Source organism: Actinomadura sp. GC306 (assembly GCF_004348665.1).
GTDB lineage: Bacteria > Actinomycetota > Actinomycetes > Streptosporangiales > Streptosporangiaceae > Spirillospora.
In genome coordinates this window covers 1-22,646 of record NZ_SMKM01000088.1, presented here as the reverse complement: position 1 = coordinate 22,646, position 22,646 = coordinate 1, and the positions used below count along the sequence as shown (strand labels likewise).

Annotated in this window: 22 protein-coding genes; 10 read left to right on the top strand and 12 right to left on the bottom strand. The window is 72.5% G+C overall.

All coding sequences use genetic code 11. From position 1 onward, the window contains the following. The 4 genes from E1200_RS15020 to E1200_RS15005 all read left to right on the top strand — a co-directional run. Nucleotides 1–982 (top strand): ABC transporter ATP-binding protein (locus tag E1200_RS15020; protein ID WP_131952574.1); only part of this gene is annotated, 982 nt, incomplete at its 5' end. After that, a complete protein-coding gene (locus E1200_RS15015) occupies nt 979–1,923 on the top strand; it encodes a sugar ABC transporter permease (protein ID WP_207933360.1) in 945 nt (314 codons plus the stop codon). The genes E1200_RS15020 and E1200_RS15015, both read left to right, overlap by 4 nt. Then, on the top strand, nt 1,920–2,804 hold the full coding sequence (locus E1200_RS15010; RefSeq protein ID WP_207933359.1) for a carbohydrate ABC transporter permease: 885 nt from the start codon (nt 1,920–1,922) through the stop codon (nt 2,802–2,804). Before E1200_RS15015 ends, E1200_RS15010 begins: the two co-directional genes overlap by 4 nt. 65 nt (nt 2,805–2,869) lie before the next feature. After that, nucleotides 2,870–3,385, top strand: coding sequence for a YbhB/YbcL family Raf kinase inhibitor-like protein (locus E1200_RS15005; protein ID WP_131952573.1), 516 nt, complete (start codon nt 2,870–2,872; stop codon nt 3,383–3,385). Nucleotides 3,386–3,587: 202 nt separating this feature from the next. Here E1200_RS15005 and E1200_RS15000 read toward each other — a convergent pair whose 3' ends face one another. From E1200_RS15000 to E1200_RS14980, 5 genes are read right to left on the bottom strand one after another with little or no spacing between them, the layout of a single operon-like run. Further along, complete coding sequence (locus E1200_RS15000; RefSeq protein WP_131952572.1) at nt 3,588–4,373, bottom strand: ABC transporter ATP-binding protein; 786 nt, start codon at nt 4,371–4,373, stop codon at nt 3,588–3,590. Continuing rightward, the gene (locus E1200_RS14995) at nt 4,370–5,389 is read right to left on the bottom strand and encodes an iron chelate uptake ABC transporter family permease subunit (RefSeq protein ID WP_243708576.1); all 1,020 of its coding nucleotides are present in this window, start codon (nt 5,387–5,389) and stop codon (nt 4,370–4,372) included. The genes E1200_RS15000 and E1200_RS14995 overlap by 4 nt, the downstream gene beginning before the upstream one ends. Further along, nucleotides 5,386–6,441 carry an iron chelate uptake ABC transporter family permease subunit gene (locus tag E1200_RS14990; protein WP_243708575.1) on the bottom strand — a complete coding sequence of 352 codons (1,056 nt, stop codon included), beginning with the start codon at nt 6,439–6,441 and terminating at the stop codon, nt 5,386–5,388. The genes E1200_RS14995 and E1200_RS14990 overlap by 4 nt, the downstream gene beginning before the upstream one ends. Continuing rightward, nucleotides 6,428–7,252 carry a siderophore-interacting protein gene (locus tag E1200_RS14985; RefSeq protein ID WP_131952580.1) on the bottom strand — a complete coding sequence of 275 codons (825 nt, stop codon included), beginning with the start codon at nt 7,250–7,252 and terminating at the stop codon, nt 6,428–6,430. The genes E1200_RS14990 and E1200_RS14985 overlap by 14 nt, the downstream gene beginning before the upstream one ends. Nucleotides 7,253–7,268: 16 nt before the next feature. Further along, nucleotides 7,269–8,264, bottom strand: a complete 996-nt coding sequence (locus E1200_RS14980; RefSeq protein WP_131952571.1) for an ABC transporter substrate-binding protein — start codon at nt 8,262–8,264, stop codon at nt 7,269–7,271. 125 nt (nt 8,265–8,389) lie between these two features. Here E1200_RS14980 and E1200_RS14975 point away from each other — a divergent pair, with 125 nt between their 5' ends. Beyond that, a complete protein-coding gene (locus tag E1200_RS14975) occupies nt 8,390–9,220 on the top strand; it encodes a helix-turn-helix transcriptional regulator (protein ID WP_131952570.1) in 831 nt (276 codons plus the stop codon). A gap of 70 nt (nt 9,221–9,290) precedes the next feature. Here E1200_RS14975 and E1200_RS14970 read toward each other — a convergent pair whose 3' ends face one another. Further along, nucleotides 9,291–10,607 carry a lysine 2,3-aminomutase gene (locus E1200_RS14970; RefSeq protein ID WP_207933357.1) on the bottom strand — a complete coding sequence of 439 codons (1,317 nt, stop codon included), beginning with the start codon at nt 10,605–10,607 and terminating at the stop codon, nt 9,291–9,293. A gap of 364 nt (nt 10,608–10,971) precedes the next feature. On the opposite strand from E1200_RS14970, the gene E1200_RS14965 reads away from it, so the two are divergent. From E1200_RS14965 to argS, 4 genes are all read left to right on the top strand, one after another. After that, complete coding sequence (locus E1200_RS14965) at nt 10,972–11,847, top strand: alpha/beta fold hydrolase (RefSeq protein ID WP_243708574.1); 876 nt, start codon at nt 10,972–10,974, stop codon at nt 11,845–11,847. A gap of 90 nt (nt 11,848–11,937) precedes the next feature. Continuing rightward, a complete protein-coding gene (locus tag E1200_RS14960) occupies nt 11,938–12,357 on the top strand; it encodes a hypothetical protein (RefSeq protein WP_243708573.1) in 420 nt (139 codons plus the stop codon). A gap of 121 nt (nt 12,358–12,478) precedes the next feature. Continuing rightward, the gene (gene plsX / locus E1200_RS14955) at nt 12,479–13,681 is read left to right on the top strand and encodes a phosphate acyltransferase PlsX (protein WP_165950318.1); all 1,203 of its coding nucleotides are present in this window, start codon (nt 12,479–12,481) and stop codon (nt 13,679–13,681) included. 55 nt (nt 13,682–13,736) lie between these two features. Beyond that, nucleotides 13,737–15,482 carry an arginine--tRNA ligase gene (argS, locus tag E1200_RS14950; protein ID WP_131952569.1) on the top strand — a complete coding sequence of 582 codons (1,746 nt, stop codon included), beginning with the start codon at nt 13,737–13,739 and terminating at the stop codon, nt 15,480–15,482. Between the two features lie 3 nt (nt 15,483–15,485). Here the strand turns inward: argS and E1200_RS14945 are convergent, their stop codons facing one another. The 6 genes from E1200_RS14945 to E1200_RS14920 all read right to left on the bottom strand — a co-directional run bounded on the left by E1200_RS14945 (nt 15,486) and on the right by E1200_RS14920 (nt 21,365). Then, entirely contained in the window at nt 15,486–16,415 is a 930-nt protein-coding gene (locus tag E1200_RS14945) for an LLM class flavin-dependent oxidoreductase (RefSeq protein ID WP_243708572.1), read from the bottom strand. A 112-nt stretch (nt 16,416–16,527) separates the two neighbouring features. Next, complete coding sequence (locus tag E1200_RS14940; RefSeq protein ID WP_207933356.1) at nt 16,528–17,394, bottom strand: aldehyde dehydrogenase family protein; 867 nt, start codon at nt 17,392–17,394, stop codon at nt 16,528–16,530. Next, the gene (locus tag E1200_RS14935) at nt 17,387–18,817 is read right to left on the bottom strand and encodes an aldehyde dehydrogenase family protein (protein WP_131952567.1); all 1,431 of its coding nucleotides are present in this window, start codon (nt 18,815–18,817) and stop codon (nt 17,387–17,389) included. The genes E1200_RS14940 and E1200_RS14935 overlap by 8 nt, the downstream gene beginning before the upstream one ends. Nucleotides 18,818–18,819: 2 nt before the next feature. Next, entirely contained in the window at nt 18,820–19,743 is a 924-nt protein-coding gene (gene deoC, locus E1200_RS14930) for a deoxyribose-phosphate aldolase (protein ID WP_243708571.1), read from the bottom strand. 69 nt (nt 19,744–19,812) lie between these two features. After that, the gene (locus E1200_RS14925; RefSeq protein WP_131952565.1) at nt 19,813–20,856 is read right to left on the bottom strand and encodes a hypothetical protein; all 1,044 of its coding nucleotides are present in this window, start codon (nt 20,854–20,856) and stop codon (nt 19,813–19,815) included. Beyond that, nucleotides 20,853–21,365: a SigE family RNA polymerase sigma factor gene (locus tag E1200_RS14920; RefSeq protein ID WP_131952564.1), complete on the bottom strand. Its 513-nt coding sequence runs from the start codon at nt 21,363–21,365 to the stop codon at nt 20,853–20,855. The genes E1200_RS14925 and E1200_RS14920 overlap by 4 nt, the downstream gene beginning before the upstream one ends. Nucleotides 21,366–21,493: 128 nt before the next feature. Between E1200_RS14920 and E1200_RS14915 the strand changes: the two genes are divergently transcribed. Next, a partial coding sequence (locus tag E1200_RS14915) for a DUF4236 domain-containing protein (RefSeq protein WP_165950317.1) occupies nt 21,494–22,646 on the top strand: 1,153 nt, incomplete at its 3' end.

Here is a 22,646-nt window from a genome sequence, read left to right as displayed (position 1 = left end):
GGACGGGGTGGATCTGGCGGCGGAGCCCGGGGAGTACCTGGTGCTGCTCGGGCCGTCCGGGTGCGGGAAGACGACGCTGCTGCGGACGATCGCGGGCCTGGAGCAGCCGACGGAGGGCGAGGTGCTGATCGGCGGGAACGTGGTGAACGGGCTGCCGCCGCGGGTCCGGCAGATCGCGATGGTGTTCCAGTCGTATGCGCTGTATCCGCACAAGACGGTCATGGACAACATCGTGTTCCCGTTGCGGGCGGAGGGGATGGAGCGGGCGGAGCGGGAGAAGAAGGCGGCGTGGGCGGCGGAGCTGCTGGAGATCACGCCGCTGCTGCGGCGGAAGCCGCGGCAGTTGTCGGGCGGGGAGCGGCAGCGGGTCGCGCTGGCGCGGGCACTGGTGCGCGACCCTGCGGTGTTCCTCCTGGACGAGCCGCTGTCGAACCTGGACGCGAAGATGCGTGCGACGGCGCGCGACGAGCTGAAGCGGTTCCAGGAGCGGGTCGGCACCACCACGATCTACGTGACGCACGACCAGGCGGAGGCGATGGGCCTCGGCGACCGGATCGCGGTGCTGGAGCACGGCCGCGTCCGGCAGGTCGGGACGCCGCAGGAGGTGTACGACGACCCGGCGGACACGTTCGTCGCGACGTTCATCGGGGCGCCGCCGATGAACCTGGTCAAGCGCGATGACCGGCTTGTCGGGTTCCGTCCCGAGCATCTGCTGCCCGTGGAGAACGTCGCGTCCGAGCGGGTCACGATGCCGCTGCGGGTGGAGCGGATGGAGTACCTGTCCGGCGACCGGCACGTGTACGGGACGGTGACGGGGATCGGCGAGGAGACCCGGGTCATCGCGCGGCTGCCCGCCACGGTGGCGACGCCGCTGGCGGCCGGGGAGACGCACGAGTTCGCGGTGCCGGCCGACCGGTTCCGGTTCTTCGACGCCGCGGCGGGCGTCCGGACGGCCGCGGTGCCGCTCAGGGGCGCCTCATGACGGACGTGAAGACCGAGCCGGAGCCGGTCGAGGAGCGCGGCCGCGCGGGCCGGCCGAAGGTCGGGCTCGCCGACCGGGAGGGGTTCCTCGCGTGGGTGATGCTGCTGCCGTCGGTCGTCTACATCATCGCGCTGGTCGGCGTCCCGTTCCTGCTGGCGATCGCGTTCGCGTTCTCGGACGTGACGACCGGCGACCCGTCGTTCGACTTCGTCGGGTTCGCCAACTTCGGCGCCGTGTTCGACGACCCGGTGTTCTGGCGGTCACTGCGGAACACGCTGGTCTTCACCGTGATCAGCATGCTGCTGATCGTGGTGTTCGGGAAGATCCTCGCGAACATCCTCGTCGCCGACTTCCGCGGCAAGTGGTTCGTCCGGTTCCTGGTGCTGCTGCCGTGGACGACGCCGGTGGCGCTGTCGACGGTGTCATGGCTGTGGTTCCTCGACTCGATCTTCTCGCCGGTCGACTGGGTGCTGCGCAACGTCGGGCTGATCGACGCGAACGTCGTGTGGCTCGGGCGGCCGGGCACGGCGATGGCGTCGGTGATCGCGGTGCACGTGTGGCGGCTGACGCCGCTGGCCGCGGTGATCGTGATGGCCGGGCTCATCGCGATCCCCAAGGACCTCGACGAGGCCGCGCGGATCGACGGGGCCGGGTTCTGGCGGCGGATGTTCGAGGTGACGATCCCGCTGACGATGCCGGTGATCGCGGTGGCGGCGCTGTTCGGCGCGATCCTGACGTTCACCGACATGACCGTCCCGTACGTGCTGACGCGGGGCGGCCCGACGCACTCGACGGACGTGCTGGCGTCGTGGGCGTACTTCCGCGGCATCGAGGGCGGCGACGTCGGGCAGGGCGCGGCGATCGCGCTGTTCCTGTTCCCGCTGCTGCTCGCCGCCGCGATCGCGATCCTGCGCGCCGTCCGGAGGCTGGAGGCCCGATGACCACGACCGCGGACGAGATGGAGCGGCTGCGGCGGCGGTACGGGCGCCGGCACGTGGCGGCCCGGTGCGGGCTGTACGCGGTGGCGGTCATGGCGGCGCTGCTGTGCGCGCTGCCGTTCCTGTGGAGTGTGATCAGCGCGTTCAAGCAGAACCAGGACCTGTACGACCCGGAGAGCAACCCGTTCTTCTTCAACATGCCGGCGACACCGGACCACGTGACGTTCCTGTTCACCGACACGCCGTTCATGACGTTCGTGCTCAACACGCTGATCGTGGGGGCGGCGGTGGTGGCGATCACGCTGGCGCTGGCGCTGCCCGCCGCGTACTCGCTGGCGCGCCTCGACCGGCCGTGGGGGACGCCGATGGGCATCGCGATCTTCATGGTGTACCTGGTGCCGCCGTCGCTGCTGTTCCTGTCGCTGACGCGCGTCGTGGTGGCGCTGCACCTGGAGAACACGCTCTGGTCGATGATCGTCGTCTATCCGACGATCACGGTCCCGGTGTCGGTGTGGCTGCTGATCGGGTTCCTCAAGGCCGTCCCGAAGGACGTCGAGGAGCAGGCGATGGTCGACGGCCACAGCCGTCTCGGCGCGTTCCTGCGGGCGGTGCTGCCGCTGGTGTTCCCGGGGATCGTCGCGGTCGTGGTGTTCAGCTTCACGCTGACGTCGAGCGAGTTCGTTTACGCGCTGGCGTTCGTGTCGTCCAGCCCCGAGATGGTGATCAGCACGGGCGTGCCGACGCAGCTGATCCGCGGGGACGTGTTCTTCTGGCAGTCGCTGCAGGCGTCCGCGGTGCTCACGGCGGTGCCGATCGCGTTCCTGTTCAACCTGTTCCTCGACCGATTCGTGACCGGCTTCACGATGGGCGCCGTCAAGACCTGATGCCTCCTGATAGCAATGGAGGGTAGGGAGATCCCTGCAGAAAACGTCCCGACCAGGAGGTCACCATGGCCGGCAAGCCGCCGCTTCCGCACGAGTACCTGCCCGAGGTCCCGTCGTTCACGGTCGAGAGCGACGACGTCACCGAAGGCGAGCGCCTCCCGAACGGCCAGGTCTTCGACGACTGGGGGTTCAGCGGCGACAACGACTCCCCGCACCTGCGCTGGTCGGGCTTCCCGGCCGAGACCAAGAGTTTCGCCGTGACGTGCTTCGACCCGGACGCGCCCACCGGCAGCGGCTTCTGGCACTGGGTCCTGTTCGACATCCCCGCGGACGTCACCGAACTGCCGACCGGTGCCGGGTCCGAGGACTCCAAGATCGGCATCCACGCGCGCAGCGACTTCGGGACCAAGGCGTACGGCGGCGCCGCCCCGCCCCCCGGCGACCCGCACCGCTACGTGTTCACCGTCCACGCCCTGGACGTGGAAACGCTCGGCCTCGACTCCGACGCGATGCCGGCCATCGTCGGCTTCAACATCACCGGCCACACCCTGGCCCGCGCGACGATCATCCCCGTGTACTAGTGCTAGCCCAGGGGGGCGACCCCCTGGAACCCCCGTTACGCACGGCGAGCCGTTTCCCGATCCGCTCCGCGTCTCGTGAAGCGGCTCGCCGTGCGGCGGGTCGTGCGACCTCCGGCGCTGGGCGCCTCCGGCCGCACGACCCGTAGGGTGATCATTAACGCGGTTGGTCCGGTTTTTTCCTGAACTCCGGTCTGCGGGCTGGTCAGTCCGGGTTGGCGTCCGGGACGATCATCGGGGTGCCGGTGACCGGGTCGGGGACGATGACGCAGGACAGGTCGAACACCTCCTTGATCAGGGCGGTGTCGACGATGTCGGCGGGGGCGCCGGCGGCCACCACGCGGCCGTCGCGCATCGCTATGAGGTGGTCGGCGTAGCGGCACGCCTGGTTGATGTCGTGCAGGACGGCGATGATCGTGCGGCCTTCGTCGCGGAGCCGGGCCAGCAGGTTGAGCAGCTGGTACTGGTGGGTGATGTCGAGGAAGGTGGTGGGCTCGTCCAGGAGCAGGTACGAGGTCTCCTGCGCGAGCACCATCGCGACCCAGACGCGCTGCCGCTGCCCGCCGGATAGGCTCTCCACCGGCCGGTCGGCCAGTTCGGTCACGCCGGCCGCCTTCATCGCCGCCGTCACCGCGCGTTCGTCCTCCCGCGACCAGGTGGACAGCAGCGTCTGGTGCGGGTACCGGCCGCGGCCGATGAGCTGCCGCACCGCGATGTTCTCCGGCGCGACGAGCCCCTGCGGCAGGAACCCGATCTCCCGGGCGATGAGCTTCGGCTTGTAGTCGCGGACGTCGCGGCCGTCGAAGCTCACCCGCCCGGCCGCCGGTGCCAGCAGCCGGGCGAAGGAGCGCAGCAGCGTCGACTTGCCGCAGGCGTTCGCGCCGACGACGGCGGTGAACGCCCGGTCGGGCACGTCCACGGTCAGGTCCGCCGAGACCACCCGGTCGCCGTAGGCGAGGGTGACGTGTTCCGCGGTGAGGCGTCCGTTCACCGTCTTCTCATCTCCATGATCAGCAGCCAGGTGAGGTAGGCGCCGCCGAGCACCGTCGTGACCACGCCGACGGGCAGCTGGACGGGGGCGAGCACCGTCTGGGCGGCGAGGTCGGCGGCGAGCAGGAGCAGTCCGCCCGTCAGTGCGGCGGGCAGCGCCGGCGTACCGGCGGCGCCGGCCAGCCGGCGGCCGATCTGCGGGGCGGCGAGCGCGACGAACACGATGGGACCGGTCGCGGACGTGACGGTGGCGGTGAGGCCCACCCCGGTGATGATGATCAGCAGCCGGTACCGGGTGAGCGCCACCCCGGACGTCGCGGCGAGGTCGTCGCCGAGCGCGGCCTGGCCCATGGTCCGGGCGAGGGCGGCCAGCAGGACGCCCAGCGCGGCGACGATGAGGAACGGGATGCGGAGCTCGTCCCAGTCCAGGCCGTTGAGGGAGCCCGCGCTCCAGCCGGTGGCGGCGATCGCCACGTCCAGCTGGGCGCGCAGCACGATCCAGTTGTTGACCGCGGTCATCATCGCGTTGACGGCGATGCCGATCACGATGAGCCGCAGGCCGCTGAGCCCGGAGCGCAGCGACAGCACGTAGACGACGGCGGCCGCGGCGAGCCCGCCGGCGAGCGAACCCGCGGCGAGCCCGGCCGCCGTCCCGCCGAACACGGTGATCGCGATGAGGACGCCGGTGTAGGCGCCGGCGTCCAGGCCGATCACGTCGGGGCTGCCGAGCGCGTTGCGGGTCACGTTCTGGAAGATCGCGCCGGCGGCGCCGAGGGCCGCGCCGAAGACCAGCGCGGCGGTCACCCGGGGCAGCCGCCACTCCTGGACGATCAGCGCCGCGTCCCCCTGCCCGAGGAGCGCCGCCAGGACCTCGCCGGGCGGGTCCCAGGAGTCGCCGCGGCAGAGCGCGGCGAAGGCGAGCAGGAGCATGGCGGCGACCAGGGCGAGCGACGCCACGGCCGTCCGCCGCTCGACCTGCGCGGACAGCCGGCCCGCGCGCAGCACCAGGGCGCTCACAGCTCCACCGCCCCGTACCGGCGGACGACCCAGATCAGCGCGGGCCCGCCGATGAACGCGGTGACGACGGCCACCGGCACCTCGCCGGTCGGCAGCAGCAGCCGCGCCCCGATGTCGGACAGCAGCATCAGGATGGGGCCGAGCAGCATCGTGTAGGCCATCAGCCACGCGATCGACCCGCGGGCGGCGTGCCGCGCCAGGTGCGGGACGATCAGCCCGACGAACGCGATCGGCCCCGCGACGGCGGTCGCCGCGCCGGCCAGGACGGTGACGAGCGCCAGCACCGCCACCCTCGTCCGGGTGACGCGGGCGCCGAGGGCGTGCGCGACGTCCTCGCCGAGCGCGAGCCCCGACAGGGGCCGGGTCGCCAGGAGGGCGCCGGCGAGGGCGAGGACGATCGCGAGCAGCGGCACCTCGAACGGCGCCTGCTCCCGCCCGGCGAGCGATCCGACCGACCAGAACCGGAACCGGTCCAGGACGTCCGGGTACAGCAGCCGCAGCGCGAGCGACAGCCCCGACAGCACGAACGTGAAGGCGACGCCGGCGAGGACGAGCCGCAGCGGGGCGGTCCGACCGACGCCGTAGACGACCAGCGAGGCGGCCACCGCGCCGAGCAGCGCCAGCCCGAGCTGCGCCGTCTGCGACCCGGCGATCCCGAGCACCGTGCCGACCGTGATCGCGAACCCGGCGCCGGAGGTCACGCCGAGGAGGCCGGGCTCGGCGAGGGGGTTGCGGGTCAGCGTCTGGATGAGCGAGCCGGCGGTGCCGAGGGCGGCGCCCACGCAGATCGCGAGGATCGTCCGCGGTACCCGGATGTCGCGGACGATCACGTGCTCGTCCGTCCCGGCGTAGCCGGTCAGCGCCCGCCACACCTCCGGCAGGGGCGTGCGGCCCGCCCCGACGGCCAGGCTCACGGCCGCGCTGGCCGCCAGCAGCAGGACGGCGCCCGCCAGGAGCGCGACCCGCCGGTCCAAACCGGGAACGGAAGGGGCGGAGCCCGCCTTCACCAGGCCGGGCCCCGCCGCTCCGCTCGCCGGATCAGTCGTCCTCAAGTCCCGCCACTCCGCGCTTCCAGTAGCCGGTGAACAGCGCGTCCAGCCCCTCGCCCGCGAGGTCGCGGGCCCAGCCGCGCAGCGGCTTGATCGCGCCCGACTCCCCGGCGGCGAACAGGAACGTCCGGCCCGCGGGCAGGTCGAGCGACCGCACCGCGTCCGCCAGCACCGACCGCGCGCCGTCCCGGACGAGCCAGGTGACCTGCGCCCCGGCGCGGGCCGCGAGCGGGTAGGCGTGGTCGGCGGCGTCGCCGGTCTCGATCACCAGCCGGGCGGACACGTCCGGCGGGGACTCCTCCAGCCACCGCGCCGTGGCGGGCAGCGCGGTGGCGTCGACCGCGAACACGTAGTGGTCGTAGTTGTGCGCGAACGCCTTGGCGCCCGGCGGCCCCGCGACCGCGACCTCGTCCCCCGGCCGGGCGGCCGCCGCCCAGTCCGCGGCGAGCCCGCCCGGGTGCAGGACGAAGTCGAGGTCGAGTTCGCGGGCCTCGGCGTCGTAGCGGCGGATCGTGTACTTGCGCGCGGGCGGCAGCGGTCTCGGCCAGTCCAGCTCGGAATGCGCGTTGACCACCGGGAGGCGGCGGGTGCCGTCCGCGTCCGGGAAGACGAGCTTCACGTGGTCGTCGGCCTGGTAGGTGTGGAACCCGTCCAGCTCCGGCCCGCCCACGGTCAGCCGCAGGATGTTGCGCGTGATCCGCTCGCGGCGCACCACCCGGACGGTGCGGATGCCGATCGGGTATCCGATCCGGCGGACGCCCGTGCCCGTCCGGTGGTGCTCCAGGACCCGGCCGCGCGGATCGCTCCGGTCCATGCTCACCGGTGCCCGCTCACTGCCCGAGCAGCGGCGCGAGCGCCTTGTCGATCTCGTCGAGCGTCCGCATCGCCGACTCGTAGGTCGCCGCCTCGGTGTACTTGAGGGCGAAGGTCTTGTCGTCCTTGACCGCCGGCAGGTTCTTCCACAGCTTGGAGTCGAGCACGTACTTCACCTCCGCGGCGGGCTTGCCGTCGGCCTCCACCGTGTAGGTGATGGCGTCGGCGTCCCCGAGGCTCTCGGGCAGCTCCTCGATGGAGGGGTACTCGCTGACGTCGTCGGAGCCGCCGCCCTTCTCCTTGACCTCGCCGTAGTAGGTGACGCCCATGTCCTGGGCGATGTTGGTCCCCCACGAGCCCCCGAACTCGCGCATGAACGTCCCGGCGGAGATGTCGCCGTAGGCGCCGACGTGCCCGAACTTCACGCCGGACAGGGCGTCGGCGTACTTGGTCTTGAGGTCCGCGGCCTTCTTCTCGTACGCGGCCTTCGACTCGGCGACCACGCCGCTCTTGCCGGCGGCGTCGGCCTGCCGCTCCGCCAGCTCGCGCCACGCGTCCGGCACCGTCGGCCCGATGACCGCGACCGGGGCGATCGATTCGAGGCGCTTCAGGTCCAGGTCCGCGAGGGCGGGCTTCGGGACGCCGATGACGATGAGGTCCGGGTCGGCCTTGGCGACGGCCTCGTAGTTGGTGTCGGCGGCCCGCTCCCCGGCGACCTTGGTGAGGCCGTCGTAGGTCTTGCGGTCCTCGTCGCTCATCAGCGGCAGGCCGCGCTTCCAGGAGGAGATCCCGACCAGCTTCGCCTCGGCCTCGATGAGGACGGGCACGGCGTAACCGGTCGCGACGACCCGCTGCGGGTCGGCGGGAATCGTGACCTTGCCGTTGTCGGCCTCGAAGACCCGCGTCTCGGAGGCGCCGCCGGACTCCTCGTCCGAGCCGGAGCCGCAGGCGGTGGCGAGGACGAGCGCGGCGGCGACCGCGCCGGCGAGTCTCCAGGGCTTGCGAGTGCGCATGGTCGTGTTCCTTCAGGGATGTTCCAGCGGACGGATCTTGGGGGTCGGCACCCCGCTGACGTGGCCCGACGCATGGTTAGGTTAGCCTTACTTAAATCAGGCCCATATCGCTGAGAGGACATCCTGTGCCGGTCACACGACATCTCCGGGACGATCCGGAGTCGTGCGAGGAGTACGGCTACGGCCTCGGCGCCCCTGACGGGATCCTCGTGCTCAAGTACCACTCGTCCGGTGCGCTGGCCTTCGGCGAGAGCCGCGACGACTTCCTGCACCAGCTCTACTGGTCGCCGGACGGCATCCTCGCGACGCTGTACGGATCGGCCACGACGTTCCTCGGGCCCGGCGAGGCGTTCTGGGTGCGGCGCGCGGTGAGCCACGACGTCCGCGCGGGCGACCGGCAGACCGTCTACCGCATCTGCCTCCGCGAAGCCCCGCGGGCACTGGACGGCCACCGCGTCGGCCCCGCCGCGATCGACGACGAGGCCGCGCGGCTGATCGAGACGATCGCCCGCCGCGGCTGCGACGAGGCGACCGCGCTCGCCGCCCGCCGCCGCATCCTGGACGGCCTCGGGGCGCCGTCCGCCCCCGCGCCCCAGGCGCGCGTCCACGGCACCGGCCTCGCGCTGTCCGTCGCCCGCGCCCTCTCCCACGACCCCGCCGAACCGACCCGCCTCGACGAGTGGGCCGACCGGCTGCGCGTGAGCGCGAAGACGCTGCAGCGCGACTTCGTCCGCGAGTTCGGCATGCCCTACACCCAGTGGCGGACCCGGCTGCGCCTCAGCGCCGCCCGCGTCCTCCTGGACTCCCACCCGGTGACCAAGGTCGCCCACCAGGTCGGCTACGCCAGCGCCTCAGCCTTCATCACGGCCTTCACGAAGGAGTACGGCACGACCCCCGGCACCTACGTCGCCGGTGGCCCGCCGGCTAGCGCGCCCCAGGCCCACCCAGTTCGTTGACTTGCGGCGTGTTGTTGTTATGGCAGGCCGGAAAACAGCAACACGCCGCAAGTCAACGCAGCACCGCGTGCTACTTCTGCCAGGGGAAGCGGTCGGCGAAGGCCGGTTTCAGGTCGTCCAGCCAGACCGCCTTGGGGTCGTACTGGGCGTAGAACGGCTTGCCGACCAGGTCCGCGTCGCGGCACTGGATGAGGTGGAGGGCGAAGACCTTCTCGCCGGCCAGGTCCACCACGCCGTCCACGCAGACCTTGCCCGGGGTGGCGGACATGGACGGGCCGCGGACGGTGCGGGCGAGGCCGGAGACGTTCTTGTAGGCGTCACGGAAGATCTCGTACGCCTCGGCGAGCGGGACGGCGAAGTAGTCCTGCGGGCCTGTGTCGCGCTCCACGAACATGTAGTAGGGGATCAGGCCCATCCGGGTCTGGGTGCGCCACATGCTCTCCCAGTCGGCGGCGCTGTCGTTGATCGTCCGGATCAGCGGGGCCTGGGTGCGGATGATCGCGCCGGTGTCGCGGATGCGGCGGCACGCCTCGGTGACCATGAGCGGTTCGAGCTCGCGCGGGTGCGTGAAGTGCGCCATGAACGCGAGGTTCTTGCCCGACTCCACGACCTGCTCGAACAGGCGGAGCATGTCGTCGGCGTCCGGGTCGGTGACGAACTTCTGCGGCCAGTACGCGAGGGACTTGGTGCCGATGCGGATCGATTCGAGCTGGTCGAGTTCCAGGAGCGGCTCGACGTAGCGGCGCAGGACCGTCTCGCCCATGATCATCGCGTCGCCGCCGGTGAACAGGACGCTGGTCACCTCGGGGTGCGAGACGATGTAGTCGCGCAGGGCGGTGACGTCGTCGCCGGCCATCTTGAGGTCGGCCTCGCCGACGAACTGCGCCCAGCGGAAGCAGTACGTGCAGTACGCGTGGCAGGTCTGCCCCTGCTTGGGGAAGTACAGGACGGTCTCGTCGTACTTGTGCTGCATCCCGGGGATCTTGCCGTCGCCGAAGCTCGGGATGTTGAGCTCCATCTGCCCGGCGGGGTGCGGGTTCAGCTTCATCCGCACCTTGTGCGCGGCGGCCTCGATCTCGGCCTTGGGGGCTTCGCGGCGCAGGAGGTCGGACAGGTGCGCGACGTCCTCGGGCGGGAGCATGTCCTCCTGCGGGAACACCAGCCGGTAGATCGGGTCGTCGGGCGCGGCCGACCAGTCGATGAGCTCCTCAATGACGTACGCGTTCGTCCGGAACGGCAGGACCGTGGCCACCGCCCGGGTCGCGAGGCGCTGCGCGGGCGACAGTCCCGCGCGAGCGGTCAGCTCGTCGAGGTGCTTCGCCGTGAAGGCGCGGAACTTGCGACCCGTGGGCCGCACTGCTGGCGCCGCGTCGTTCACCAGTGTCACGTGTTGGTACTCCTTGCTGTCAGCGGGGAAGCGCACCCCCCGGGTGCGGTCGTCACGGACGGTGATCAGAAGTTCGTCGGACACCCCCATTCAACCGTTTAGGACGGGTTCCTGCCGAATTGATACCCCCTAGCCGGTCGGAAAAAAGCTGGTCAACGACGATCCAGACAAATCGCCTGGACATCATCGTTGACTTTTCGCCGGTTGTACAACGACTACGGCACGTCAACTTCTCGGTTTCGTACAGGACAAGGTTCCGCAGCGGACGCTGCCAGGGGTTTCGCGGGCGCGGCGGCGGGTCGTCCGGGGGCGCGGCGGTCGGAATACTGGGCCCGGCGGGACGAGACGAGACCGAGGGGGCGCGGTGGGCGAGATCGTGAACGTGGGGCGCGAGCAGGTGCACGCCGTCGAGTCCGGGCCGGCGGACGGGGTTCCGCTGCTGCTCACCTCGGGCCTCGGCGGCGCCTGGTTCGACTGGGACCCGACCGTCGACCTGCTGCGCAGGCGGTACCGGGTGACGGTGTTCGACCGTCCCGGCCTCGGGCTCAGCCCCGCCGCGGTCGCCCGTCCCACGCTGCGGCGCGACGCCGCGATCCTGGAGGCGCTGGCCGAGCGGGCCGGGCGGCCGGTGGTCGTCCTCGCGCACTCGATGGGCGCGTTCCACGCCGAGGCGCTGGCCAGGCTGCGGCCCGATCTCGTGCGGGGCCTGGTCCTCGCCGACCCGAGTTACGAGCCCGGTGCCCGCGCGGCCGTCCGGCCCGGGGCGGTGCTGGCACCGCTCGCCACGGCGGCCGGGGTCCTGCTCGGCGCGACCCGGCTGGCGCGGGCCGCCGGGCCCCCTGGACGGCGGTTCGCCCTGCGGGGCACCAGCCGCCGCGACGACGCCGCCCCGCCGGACGTCGTCCGCTCGGTCTACGGGCGCGGCACGGTCATCGGGACGGTGCTCGCGGAGGAGCTCGCCTACCGGGAGACGGCCGCCGACCTGGTGCGGTTGCGTGAGCGGCGGACGTTCCCGCCCGTCCCGCTCGTGGTCGTGACCGCGCTGGGGGACGTCACCGCCGCCGGCCGGAAGCGGGAGTGGAGGCGGGGGCACGCCCGGCTCGCCGCGATGAGCCCGCGCGGGCGGCAGATCGTCCTCCCCGACGCCCTCCACATGCTGCCGCTCGACCGCCCCGGCGTGCTCGCCGACGCCGTCGCCGAGGTGTGCGGCGCGGCGGCCGCGGAACGAGAAGGCGCGTGACCCCGGGGCAACGAAACCGCATGAGGAAGGGAAAGATCCGTCACCCGGCGCATATGCCCCCGTACCATCGGTCACTACACCCGTGTGGAGATGAGTGAAACGGTCCAGCGGCTGGACCGGAAGAAGGTCATGATCCTGGCGGCCGCCGCGCTCGTCGTGCTGGTCCTGGGCGGCGGCATCGCCGCGTACCTGGTCTTCCGCGGCGAGGAGCTGACCTACCAGACCCAGGCGGCGCTGCGGAAGGCGCTGCCGGAGACGGCCGCGGCCGAGCTGCACGAGCGCGGCGTGAAACTCGCCGGTCCGCTCAAGTGCGGGGACCTGCCGAGCAGGACGAAGGACAAGTTGCGCGTGTCCTGCAGCGGCACGACCTCGGACGAGAAGCCCGTCGCGGTCTTCGGCAGCGGGGAGCGGGAGACGGCTGAGAGCCACTACACGATCCTCGTCGCCGGGAAGCCCGTGGTGGAGAACGCGCCGTGCCTGGGCGCCGACTGCCGCGGTGAGGAGGGCTGACCGGGAGGGTGACGATCACCACTCCGGCCGGGTGCCGTCAAGCCGGGTGAGGGAACGTCCTACGATGCGATGAGCTGCGTTCTTTCGGCGCACCGCACTCCTTCACCCTTCTGGAGCGGCCATGACCGGCGATGGCGAGCCGCCGCGTCCCGCGACGCCTCGCCCCAGGGCGGCGCCCCGCCCGCTGCCCATCGCGGTGGACACGATGGGCGGCGACCACGCCCCCGAGGAGATCGTCGCCGGGGCGGTCGACGCCGTCCGCGACCACGACGTCCGCCTCGTGCTGGTCGGGCAGGCGTGGCGGATCCGGCGGGAACTGGACCACTACGGCATGGGCGGCCGGATCCCGATCGTGCACGCCGACGAGGCGCTCGACATGGGCGAGGGCGCGCTGGCGAGCTGGCGCAAGCCCCGCTCGTCCATCGCGATCGCCTGCCACCTGATCAAGCAGGGCCGGGCGTCGGCGCTGGTGTCGGCGGGCAGCACCGCCGGGGTCGTGGCGACGTCGCGGCTGCGGCTGAAGGGGCAGCAGGGCGTGCTGCGCCCGGCGATCGCGGTGACGCTGCCGACGCGGCCGCGGCCCACGATCCTGCTGGACGCGGGCGCCACCACCGACGTCAAGCCGGAGGGCCTCGTCCAGTTCGCCGCGCTCGGCACCGCCTACGCGCAGATCCTGCTGGGGCTCGACCGCCCGTCCGTCGGGCTCCTCACCATCGGCGCCGAGCCGGCCAAGGGCAACAAGACCACCAGGCGCGCCCACGAGCTGCTGACCGGCGGCAGCCACGGCATGGAGTTCGCGGGCAACGTCGAGGGCCACGACCTCCTGAGCGGACGGGTCGACGTCGTCGTCACCGACGGGTTCACCGGCAACATCGCCCTCAAGACGATGGAGGGCACGATCCGGACGGCGTTCGCCGAGATCCGCGACGCGATGACGGCCACCGCCGCCGGGCGGATGGGCGCCCTCCTGCAGCGCCGCCGCCTGCAGGACCTCCGCGACCGCCTCGACCCCGACACCTACGGCGGCGGCGTCCTGCTCGGCCTGAACGGCACGGTCGTCATCGCGCACGGCGCGTCCCGGGCCCGCGCGATCACCTCGGCGTGCGACCTCGCGCACCGGCTCGCCGCCGGGCGCATCGTGGAGCGGATCCGCGACCAGGTCGCGCTGACCCGCACGTCGCGGTTCGGGCGCCGGGCGCACGGCGAACGGGACGGCGCCGACCGGCAGCCGCAGCGGACGCCCGACGACGCCCCGCTCCTGCCGGAGGCGCGGCCCGCCGGCGACACCGTCCCCGACCGCACCGAGCCGCCCGCCGCGCCGTAGCGCGCCGCGCGGAAACCGGGTCCGGCCGGCGGGCGGGCGCCGATAACCTTGGCACATGCCCGATCCGCAACTCGTACTCGCCGCCAGGGTCCAGGCCGCGCTGGGCGCCGCCTTCGGACCGTCGTACGCGGACACCGACCCGGTCATCCGGCCGTCGCAGTTCGCCGACCTTCAGGCCAACGTGGCGCTGCCGCTGGCCAAGAAGCTGGGCCGAAAGCCGCGCGAGGTGGCCGAGGAGATCGTCGCGAACCTCGACACCGCCGGTGTCGTGTCGGACGTCCAGGTCAGCGGGCCGGGCTTCGTCAACCTCACGCTGAGCGACGCGTGGATCGCCGCCGAGGCGCAGCGGGCACTGGCGGACGACCGGCTCGCCGTCCCGGCCGCGGACAAGCCGCAGAAGGTCGTGGTCGAGTACTCCTCCCCGAACGTGGCGAAGGAGATGCACGTCGGGCACCTGCGGACCACCATCGTCGGGGACGCCATCGCCCGCATCCTGGAGTTCCTCGGCCACGACGTCGTCCGCGACAACCACGTCGGCGACTGGGGCACCCCGTTCGGCATGCTGATCGAGCACCTGCTCGACCTCGGCGAGGACGCCGCGGCGCGGGGCGACTCGTCCGTCCGCGACCTGACGGCGTTCTACCAGGCCGCGCGGGAGAAGTTCGACGGCGACGCCGAGTTCGCCGACCGGTCCCGCACGCGGGTCGTGAAGCTCCAGGCGGGCGACGCCGAGACGCTGCGGCTGTGGCAGGTCCTCGTGGACGTGTCCAAGCGGTACTTCAACGATGTCTACGAGCGGCTCGGCGTCACGCTCGGCGACGACGACATCAAGGGCGAGAGCTTCTACAACGACCTGCTCGCCCCCACCGCCGCGGAGCTGGAGGAGAAGGGCATCGCGGTGATCAGCGACGGGGCGCTGTGCGCGTTCCCGCCCGGCTTCACCGGCCGCGAGGGCGAGCCGCTGCCCGTGATCATCCGCAAGAGCGACGGCGGCTACAACTACTCCACCACCGACCTCGCGACGATCCGGTACCGGGTCGACACCGAGCACGTCGACCGGATGATCTACGTGGTGGGCGCGCCGCAGTCGCTGCACTTCCAGATGGTGTTCGCGGTGTCGCGGATGGCCGGCTGGCTGAACGACGAGGTCGAGGCGGAGCACGCGCAGATCGGCAACGTCCTCGGCACCGACGGCAAGATCCTGCGGACCCGCGCGGGCGGCACCGTCAAGCTCGCCGAGCTGCTGGACGAGGCCGTCGAGCGGGCCGGCGCCGTCTTCGACGAGATCCAGCACGACGAGCCGTTCGACGACGCCACCCGGGACGCCATCGTCCGGGACGTCGCCATGGGCGCGGTGAAGTACGCCGACCTGTCGGTGGCGCGCGACAGCGAGTACATCTTCGACTTCGACCGGATGATCTCGTTCAACGGCAAGACCGGCCCGTACCTGCAGTACGCGGCGGCGCGGATCCGGTCGATCTTCCGGAAGGGCGGGCTCGCCCCGGAGGACGCGACGGGCCCGATCGTGCTCGGCCACCCCGCCGAGCGGGCCCTGGCGCTGGAGCTGCTCGGCTTCGGCGCGGTGCTGAAGCAGGCGGGCGACACCGCCGAGCCGCACCGCCTGGCGAGCTACATCTACGCGGTCGCGGACGCCTACACGACCTTCTACGAGAACTGCCCCGTCCTGAAGGCCCCGGACGACGAGACCAGGGCCTCCCGCCTGGCCCTCTGCGCCGCGACCCTCCGCACGCTGGTGACCGGCCTGTCCCTCCTGGGCGTCCCCACCCCCGAGCGCATGTGACGTTCAGCCGGGGGGCTCGGGCGGCGTCCCCTGGGCGGGCACGGCCGACACGCGCTCCCGTGCGGCCTGTTCGCGGACGGCCGGGACGATCTCCAGGGCGAACTCCGCGAGCTGCTCCGGCGGGCCGCCGAACAGGAACGAGTCGACGCCGTGGCCGACGGCCAGCTCGGTGAGCTCGTAGATCCACTGGCGGGGCGGGCCGTGCAGGAAGCCGCGGCTGCCGCGCCCGTCGATCTCGCCTTCCAGGACGTAGACGCGGCGGATCTCCGCGGGGTCGCGGCCCGCGGCGGCCGCGGCGGCGTCGAGGCGCCGCTGCCCCTCGGCGAGCCGGCTCGGCGGGACGAGCGACGACGGCGCGATCCAGCCGTCGGCGACGCGCCCGGCGAGGTCGATGCCGTGCGGGCCGGTGACGCCGAGCCAGATGCCGATCGGGTGGGCCGGCGCGGGGCCGCCCTGGACGGCCGTGAAGCGGTAGTGGTCGCCGTGCAGGCGCAGCCCGCTCTGGTCGCTCCAGTGCAGCCGGATGATCTGGACGGCCTCTTCGAGGGCGCGCCGGGCCGCGGCGGCGCCGAGCCGCCCGCCCCCGTACGCCTCGACGCCGTCCCAGCCGGTGCCCGCGCCGAGGCCGAGTTCGACGCGGCCGCCGCTGAGCCGGTCCATCGTCGCGACGGCCTTGGCCAGCACCGCGGGCGGGCGCAGCGGCAGGCACGCCACCGCGGGCAGTACCCGGATGCGGGACGTGACCGACAGCGCCGCCGCCATCAGCGTCGGCGCGTCCGCGGTGTCGCGGAGGTACGGCTGGTCGCGGACGCCGAGGAGGTCGAGGCCGAACCGGTCGGCGTCCTGCGCGGTGCGGATCAGCGCGGCGGCCATGTCCGGCGCGAGGGACACCCCGAACCGCAGCGGCCCGCGCCGCATCGTCGACGGGGTCACCGCGAGTCGCCTCCGGCCTCGTTCATCGGCCCGTCTCCCCTCAGTGATGAATAGCTGAGGGGAGACTTATTCCACCGTGGGCGACCTCCTACACACGCAGCGTCATCACAGCTCAGATGCCCACGGGGTGCCAGACGGTCTTGGTCTCCAGGAACGCGGTGAGCCGGGCGGTTCCGGGCTCGGCGCCCCAGTCCGCGCCGTCCGGGCGCAGCACGCGCTTGAGGTTGCCCGCGGCGCGCTCCTCCAGGCCGGCGACGTCCCCGGGCGCCGCTCCCGCCAGATCGACGGCGTTGACGTCCATGTGGTCGGCGAGCCACGGCGCCAGCTCGGCGCGGTGCCCGGTCAGGAGGTTGACGACGCCGCCGGGCAGGTCGGACGTGGCCAGCACCTCCGCCAGCGTGATCGCCGGCAGCGGCGCCGGTTCCGACGCGACCACGACCGCGGTGTTCCCGGTCACGATCGCCGGGGCCACGACCGACACGAGACCGAGCAGCGGCGAGTCGGGCGCGAGGACGGCGACGACCCCGGCCGGCTCGGGCGTGGAGAAGTTGAAGAACGGGCCGGACACCGGGTTCGCCGAGCCGGCGACCGCGGAGATCTTGTCGGCCCAGCCCGCGTACCAGACCCACCGGTCCACGGCGGCGTCCGCCTCGGCCGCGGCCTGCGGCCTGCTCAGGCCCGCCTGGCGGAGCTCGGCGACGAACTGGTCGCGCCGCCCTTCGAGCATCTCCGCGACGCGGTAGAGGATCTGGGCGCGGTTGTAGGCGGTGCGTCCCGACCAGCCGGGGAACGCCTTGCGCGCGGCGACGACCGCGTCCCGGACGTCCTTGCGGGACGCGCGGGACGCGTTGGCGACGAAACGGTCCTTGGCGTCGGTGACCACGTACGACCTGCCGGATTCGGAACGGGGGAAGGCACCGCCGATGAACAGCTTGTAGGTCTTGCGCACGGCGAGCCGCTCGGATCCCTTGTCAGACACTGAGGTAGCCCTCCAGTCCGTGGCGTCCGCCCTCGCGGCCGAACCCCGACTCCTTGTACCCGCCGAACGGGGAGGCCGGATCGAACTTGTTGAAGGTGTTGGCCCACACCACGCCGGCGCGGAGGCGCTGCGCCGTCCAGAGGATCCGCGAGCCCTTCTCCGTCCAGATCCCGGCGGACAGCCCGTAGGGGGTGTTGTTGGCCTTGGCCACGGCCTCCTCGGGGGTGCGGAACGTCAGCACCGACAGGACCGGCCCGAAGATCTCCTCGCGCGCGATCCGGTGCGACTGCGCCACGTCGGTGAAGACGGTCGGGGCGAACCAGAAGCCCTGGGCGGGCAGGTCGCAGGGCGGCGACCAGCGCTCGGCGCCCTCCCGCTCGCCCGCGTCCGACAGCTCCCGGATCTTGGCGAGCTGGGCGGCGGAGTTGATCGCGCCGACGTCGGTGTTCTTGTCGAGCGGGTCCCCGACCCGCAGCGTCGCCATCCGGGCCTTCAGCCGCTCCAGCAGCTCCCCGGCGACCGACTCCTGGACGAGCAGCCGCGACCCCGCGCAGCACACGTGGCCCTGGTTGAAGAAGATGCCGTTCACGACGCCCTCGACGGCCTGGTCGAGCGCGGCGTCGTCGTACACGATGTTGGCGGCCTTGCCGCCGAGCTCCAGCGTCAGCTTCTTCTTCGTCCCGGCCACGACACGGGCGATCTGGCGGCCGACCTCGGTCGAGCCGGTGAAGGCGACCTTGTCGATCCCGCCGTGCGCGACGAGCGCCCGGCCGGTCTCCCCCGCGCCGGTGACGATGTTCACGACGCCCGGCGGCAGCTCGGCCTGGCGGCAGATGTCGGCGAACAGCAGCGCCGTCAGCGGGGTCGTCTCGGCGGGCTTGAGGACGACGGTGTTGCCGCACGCCAGCGCCGGGGCGATCTTCCAGGCCAGCATCAGCAGCGGGAAGTTCCAGGGGATCACCTGGCCGGCGACGCCGACCGGCTTCGGGTCGTCCCCGAACCCGGCGTACCGCAGCTTGTCGGCCCACCCGGCGTAGTAGAAGAAGTGCGCGGCGACCAGCGGTACGTCCACGTCCCGCGACTCGCGGATCGGCTTGCCGTTGTCGATCGACTCCAGCACCGCCAGCTCCCGCGACCGCTCCTGGACGAGCCGGGCGATCCGGTACAGGTACTTGGCGCGCTCGCGCCCCGGCATCGGGCCCCACACCTTGTCGAACGCCTTCCGCGCGGCCTTCACCGCACGGTCGACGTCCGCCTCGTCGGCGCAGGCGACGTCGGCCAGCACGCTCTCGTCCGCCGGGTTGATCGACTTGAACGGCTCGCCGTGCCCGTCGGTGAACTCCCCGTCGATGAACAGCCCGTAGGAGCCGCGGATGTCGACGACGTCCCGCGACTCGGGCGCCGGCGCGTACTCGAAGACCATGGTCAGTCCACCGTGAAGTAGTCGGGACCGGAGTACACCCCGGTGGTCAGCTTGCGGCGCTGCATCAGCAGGTCGTTCAGCACGCTGGACGCCCCCAGCCGGAACCATTCGGGCGTCAGCCAGTCCGGCCCGGCGGTCTCGTTCACCAGCACCAGGTACTTGATCGCGTCCTTGGTGGTGCGGATGCCGCCCGCGGGCTTGACGCCGACCTGCCGCCCGGTGGCGGCCCGGTAGTCGCGGACGGCCTCCAGCATCACCAGCGTCACCGGCAGCGTCGCCGCGGGCGACACCTTCCCGGTCGAGGTCTTGATGAAGTCCGCGCCGGCCCGCATCGCGAGCCACGACGCGCGCCGCACGTTGTCGAGCGTGGCCAGCTCCCCCGTCTCCAGGATCACCTTCAGGTGCGCGTCACCGCAGGTCTCCTTGACCGCGACGATCTCCTCGAACACCTTGGCGTAATCACCCGAGAGGAACGCGCCCCGGTCGATCACCATGTCGATCTCCGCGGCACCCGCGGCCACCGCCGCCCGCGTGTCGGCCAGCTTCGCCTCCAGCGGCGCCCGCCCCGAGGGGAACGACGTCGCCACGCTCGCGACGCCGATGCCCGTCCCCTCCAGCGCCTGGACGGCCACTCCCACCAGGTCGGAGTAGACGCACACCGCCGCGACCCGCGGCACCGACGCGTCGTCCGGGTCGGGCTGCGCGGCCTTGGCGCACAGCGCCCGCACCTTCCCGGCGGTATCCGCGCCTTCCAGCGTGGTCAGGTCCACCATCGAGATCGCGAGGTCGATCGCCGCGGCCTTGGCGGACGTCTTGATCGACCGCGTCGCGAGCCGCGCGGCCCGCTCCTCGGCGCCGACCCGGTCCACACCCGGCAGCCCATGCAGAAAGGCCCGCAACCCGGCGGCGCCGCTAAGAGTCTCCATTGACACGCCCCCCAGCATCGCCGAACTACGCCCCCGGCACAAAACAGACTTCAGCGCAAGAACCGCGGCTCACCGCAGAGGGGTCGTCGTCCAGTGCGCGGGGTCGTCCCCGAGCGGCGTGATGCGGCGGAAGAGACCCGTCAGCCCGCCGGTCGCCTGCAGGCGCCGCAGCGGTTCACCGGTGGCGGTGACGTCGACGTCGAAGCCGCGCACCCCGTACACCCGGAGCGTCTGCGATTCCAGCGCCCGCGTGCCGGCGGACGGCCCGGAACGCGAAAGCCGGGAGTCGAACGCCGCACGGCCGTCGACGGTCGTGTTCGGCTTCCAGGGCCGGGCGCTTGCCTGCGTCAGCCCGATCATCAGCGCGCCGTCCCCGCCCGGGTCCCGGAGGTCGAGATAGGCGTCCGGGCGGGTGCCGGACCAGACGCGCGCGACCTTCAGCCCGGCCGGGACCCCCTCGACACTCATCGGGAAGGCCACCGGCTCCCCGCCGGTGAAGCTCACCTCCGCCGCGATGCGTCGCACGGTCGCCACGTCGGCGAGGGCGCGGTCGTTGACCGACAGCAGCGCCCAGCTCCGCGGCCGGTACTCCCACCGGAACTCCGCCGCCACCTGGTCCGAACCGGGCCCGCCCGGCTTGATCGTCCAGTGGGCGGGACGGCCGTTGACCGGCGCCGCCTCCGTCAGCCGCCCCTTCCGGCCGCCCGGCAGCCGGGCGACGGGCGGCTGCGGGCCGGGGCCGAGCACGGTGAGCTCCACGGCGGTGCTGCCCGGCCCGCGTCCGGCGCTCACCGAGAAGGCGGCGCGCTCCTGCGCGTCCTGGCTCATCCGGGTCCGGGCGTAACCGGCGGGCAGCCATCCGAACGACGCCCGCGCGACCAGGGGCGGACCGTAGGAGGACGGCTTCGCGACGTCGTCCGGCCGCTCCCCCGAAGACGGGAGGACCACGACGGCGGCGGTGACCCCGGCCGCGGCCGCCACGGCCGCCGCCCTCCGGGTCCGCCGGATCCGCCTGATCCGCCGCCCCTTCGTCACCGCCGCCGCGACGTCCACGGCGGGTGCCGGGGCGGGCGCGGCGGCAAGGCGCTCCAGTTCCTCTCTGATGCCGTTCATGTCGACCTCTCCCTCTCCGCAAGGTTGCGCTCCGGCGCCAATACGCGCCGGAGCGCGTCGAGCCCGCGCGCGGTCTGGCTCTTCACCGTCCCGGTGGAGCAGTTCAGTACGTCGGCGGTCTGCTCGACGGACAAGTCGCAGTAGAAGCGCAGGACCACCGCAGCACGCTGCCTGGGCGCCAGCGCGGCCAGCGCCGCACGGAGGTCGACGGTGGCGGCCTGGTCGGCGGGCTGGACGACCGCGTCCGGCGTCCGCTCCACCAGCCGGACGCGCTGCCGCCAGCCGCCCCGCTGCTCCGCGAGGAACACCCTGACCAGGACCGTCCGCGCGTACCCGTCCACGTTGTCGGCCGCCGACGCCCGCCCCCAATGGACGTAGAGCCGGGTGATGGCCGCCTGGACGAGGTCGTCCGCCCGGTGCCAGTCCTGGCACAGCAGGTACGCGACCCGCCGTAACCAGGCGATCCGGGCCGTCACATAGGCGGTGAACTCTTCGTCACGGCTCGCCATCCGCACACTCCTCGCCTGCTCCACACCCCCCTGATGCGCCGGCCGCCCCGAAAGGTTGCACGCGTTCGCCGCTGAGTACACCGTTCCGCGCTCTCATGCGTCTCACCAGGGACGACGGAGGTGGGGCAGTGGGATTCGGGTTCCGTGTGGGCGTGCCGGGGATGAGCGTGCGCGTGTCGAGCCGGGGCGTACGGACTTCCGTCGGGCCCCGCGCCGCGCGCGTCCACATGGGCGGCGGCCGCAGGACGACGGTCTCCAGCGGCATGGGCCCGTTCTTCGCTTCCACATCGGTCGGTGGCTCCAGCCGCAGATCCACGGCGAAACGTCCCACGCGCCCCCGCGACATCGGCCCCACCCCGGCCCAGCTCGAACGCGCCCGGCGCCAGGCAGAGCGCGCCGAACAAGAGGCCCAGCGGGACGCGGCGATCGCGCACCTTGAGGAACTCCGCCGCCAAACGACCAGCGTCCACCTGCAAACCTTCCCGCAGGCGCAACCACCCTTCGTGCCGCAACCGCCGCAACTCGCGCTCCCCTGGGCCCTCGCGGAGGCGCAGGCATTCCACCTGGCCGGCATCGGCCGCTTCGCCCGCGCCGACCGAGCCGCCGCCCGCCACGCCGCCGAGCAGGACGCACTCGCCTACTTGGGCGCCGAGCAGGCCCGCCTGGATGGGAACCACAGGCAACTCCACGAGGCCGCTGACGGATGGTGGCGGGCGCTCAACGAAAACGACGAGGACACCGTCTGCGAGGCGGTCAACACGGCCTTCTCCGACAATCCGGCCGCCGGCAGCGCGGTCGGGCTGGACGGCACGGTCTTGTCGATCGTGATGCGCCAGCCGGATCTGGACGGTCTCCCCACCCAGGCACCGGGTCTGACACCCGCCGGCCGTCCGACCCTCAAAACGATGACCAAACGCGACCGACTCCTCTGGTGGCTCACGTCCATGGGCTCCAACATCGTCGCCACGCTCAACGAGGCGTTCGCCACCGCGCCCGGCATCACCGCGATCGACCTGGCCGTCCTGACCCGGATGCCCGACACGCAGCGCCTCGGAATCGTCGCCTACGGCCAGTGGACGCGCCAGGCCGTCACGTCCGTTCCGTGGCGCCGCCCGGAAGACGCACTCCGCTTCCTGGACATCGCGGAGGACGTCGACTGCTCCGTCAGAACCACCGCGTCCGGCAACCTCTCCACATCGGTCAAGCCCCTCGACACCGCCGAGATCCCCGGCCTGGAGGCCCTCCTGGCCCAGATCGAGGACGTCCCGGAAGCAACACCGG

Coding starts and splice junctions, on each gene's coding strand:
- E1200_RS15015 (WP_207933360.1), top strand. CDS start 979: ATGACGGACGTGAAGACCGAGCCGGAGCCGGTCGAGGAGCGCGGCCGC.
- E1200_RS14920 (WP_131952564.1), bottom strand. CDS start 21,365: ATGGCGAGCCGTGACGAAGAGTTCACCGCCTATGTGACGGCCCGGATC.
- E1200_RS14960 (WP_243708573.1), top strand. CDS start 11,938: ATGAGTGAAACGGTCCAGCGGCTGGACCGGAAGAAGGTCATGATCCTG.
- plsX (WP_165950318.1), top strand. CDS start 12,479: ATGACCGGCGATGGCGAGCCGCCGCGTCCCGCGACGCCTCGCCCCAGG.
- deoC (WP_243708571.1), bottom strand. CDS start 19,743: ATGGAGACTCTTAGCGGCGCCGCCGGGTTGCGGGCCTTTCTGCATGGG.
- E1200_RS15005 (WP_131952573.1), top strand. CDS start 2,870: ATGGCCGGCAAGCCGCCGCTTCCGCACGAGTACCTGCCCGAGGTCCCG.
- E1200_RS14985 (WP_131952580.1), bottom strand. CDS start 7,252: ATGGACCGGAGCGATCCGCGCGGCCGGGTCCTGGAGCACCACCGGACG.
- E1200_RS14935 (WP_131952567.1), bottom strand. CDS start 18,817: ATGGTCTTCGAGTACGCGCCGGCGCCCGAGTCGCGGGACGTCGTCGAC.
- E1200_RS14980 (WP_131952571.1), bottom strand. CDS start 8,264: ATGCGCACTCGCAAGCCCTGGAGACTCGCCGGCGCGGTCGCCGCCGCG.
- E1200_RS15010 (WP_207933359.1), top strand. CDS start 1,920: ATGACCACGACCGCGGACGAGATGGAGCGGCTGCGGCGGCGGTACGGG.
- argS (WP_131952569.1), top strand. CDS start 13,737: ATGCCCGATCCGCAACTCGTACTCGCCGCCAGGGTCCAGGCCGCGCTG.
- E1200_RS14925 (WP_131952565.1), bottom strand. CDS start 20,856: ATGAACGGCATCAGAGAGGAACTGGAGCGCCTTGCCGCCGCGCCCGCC.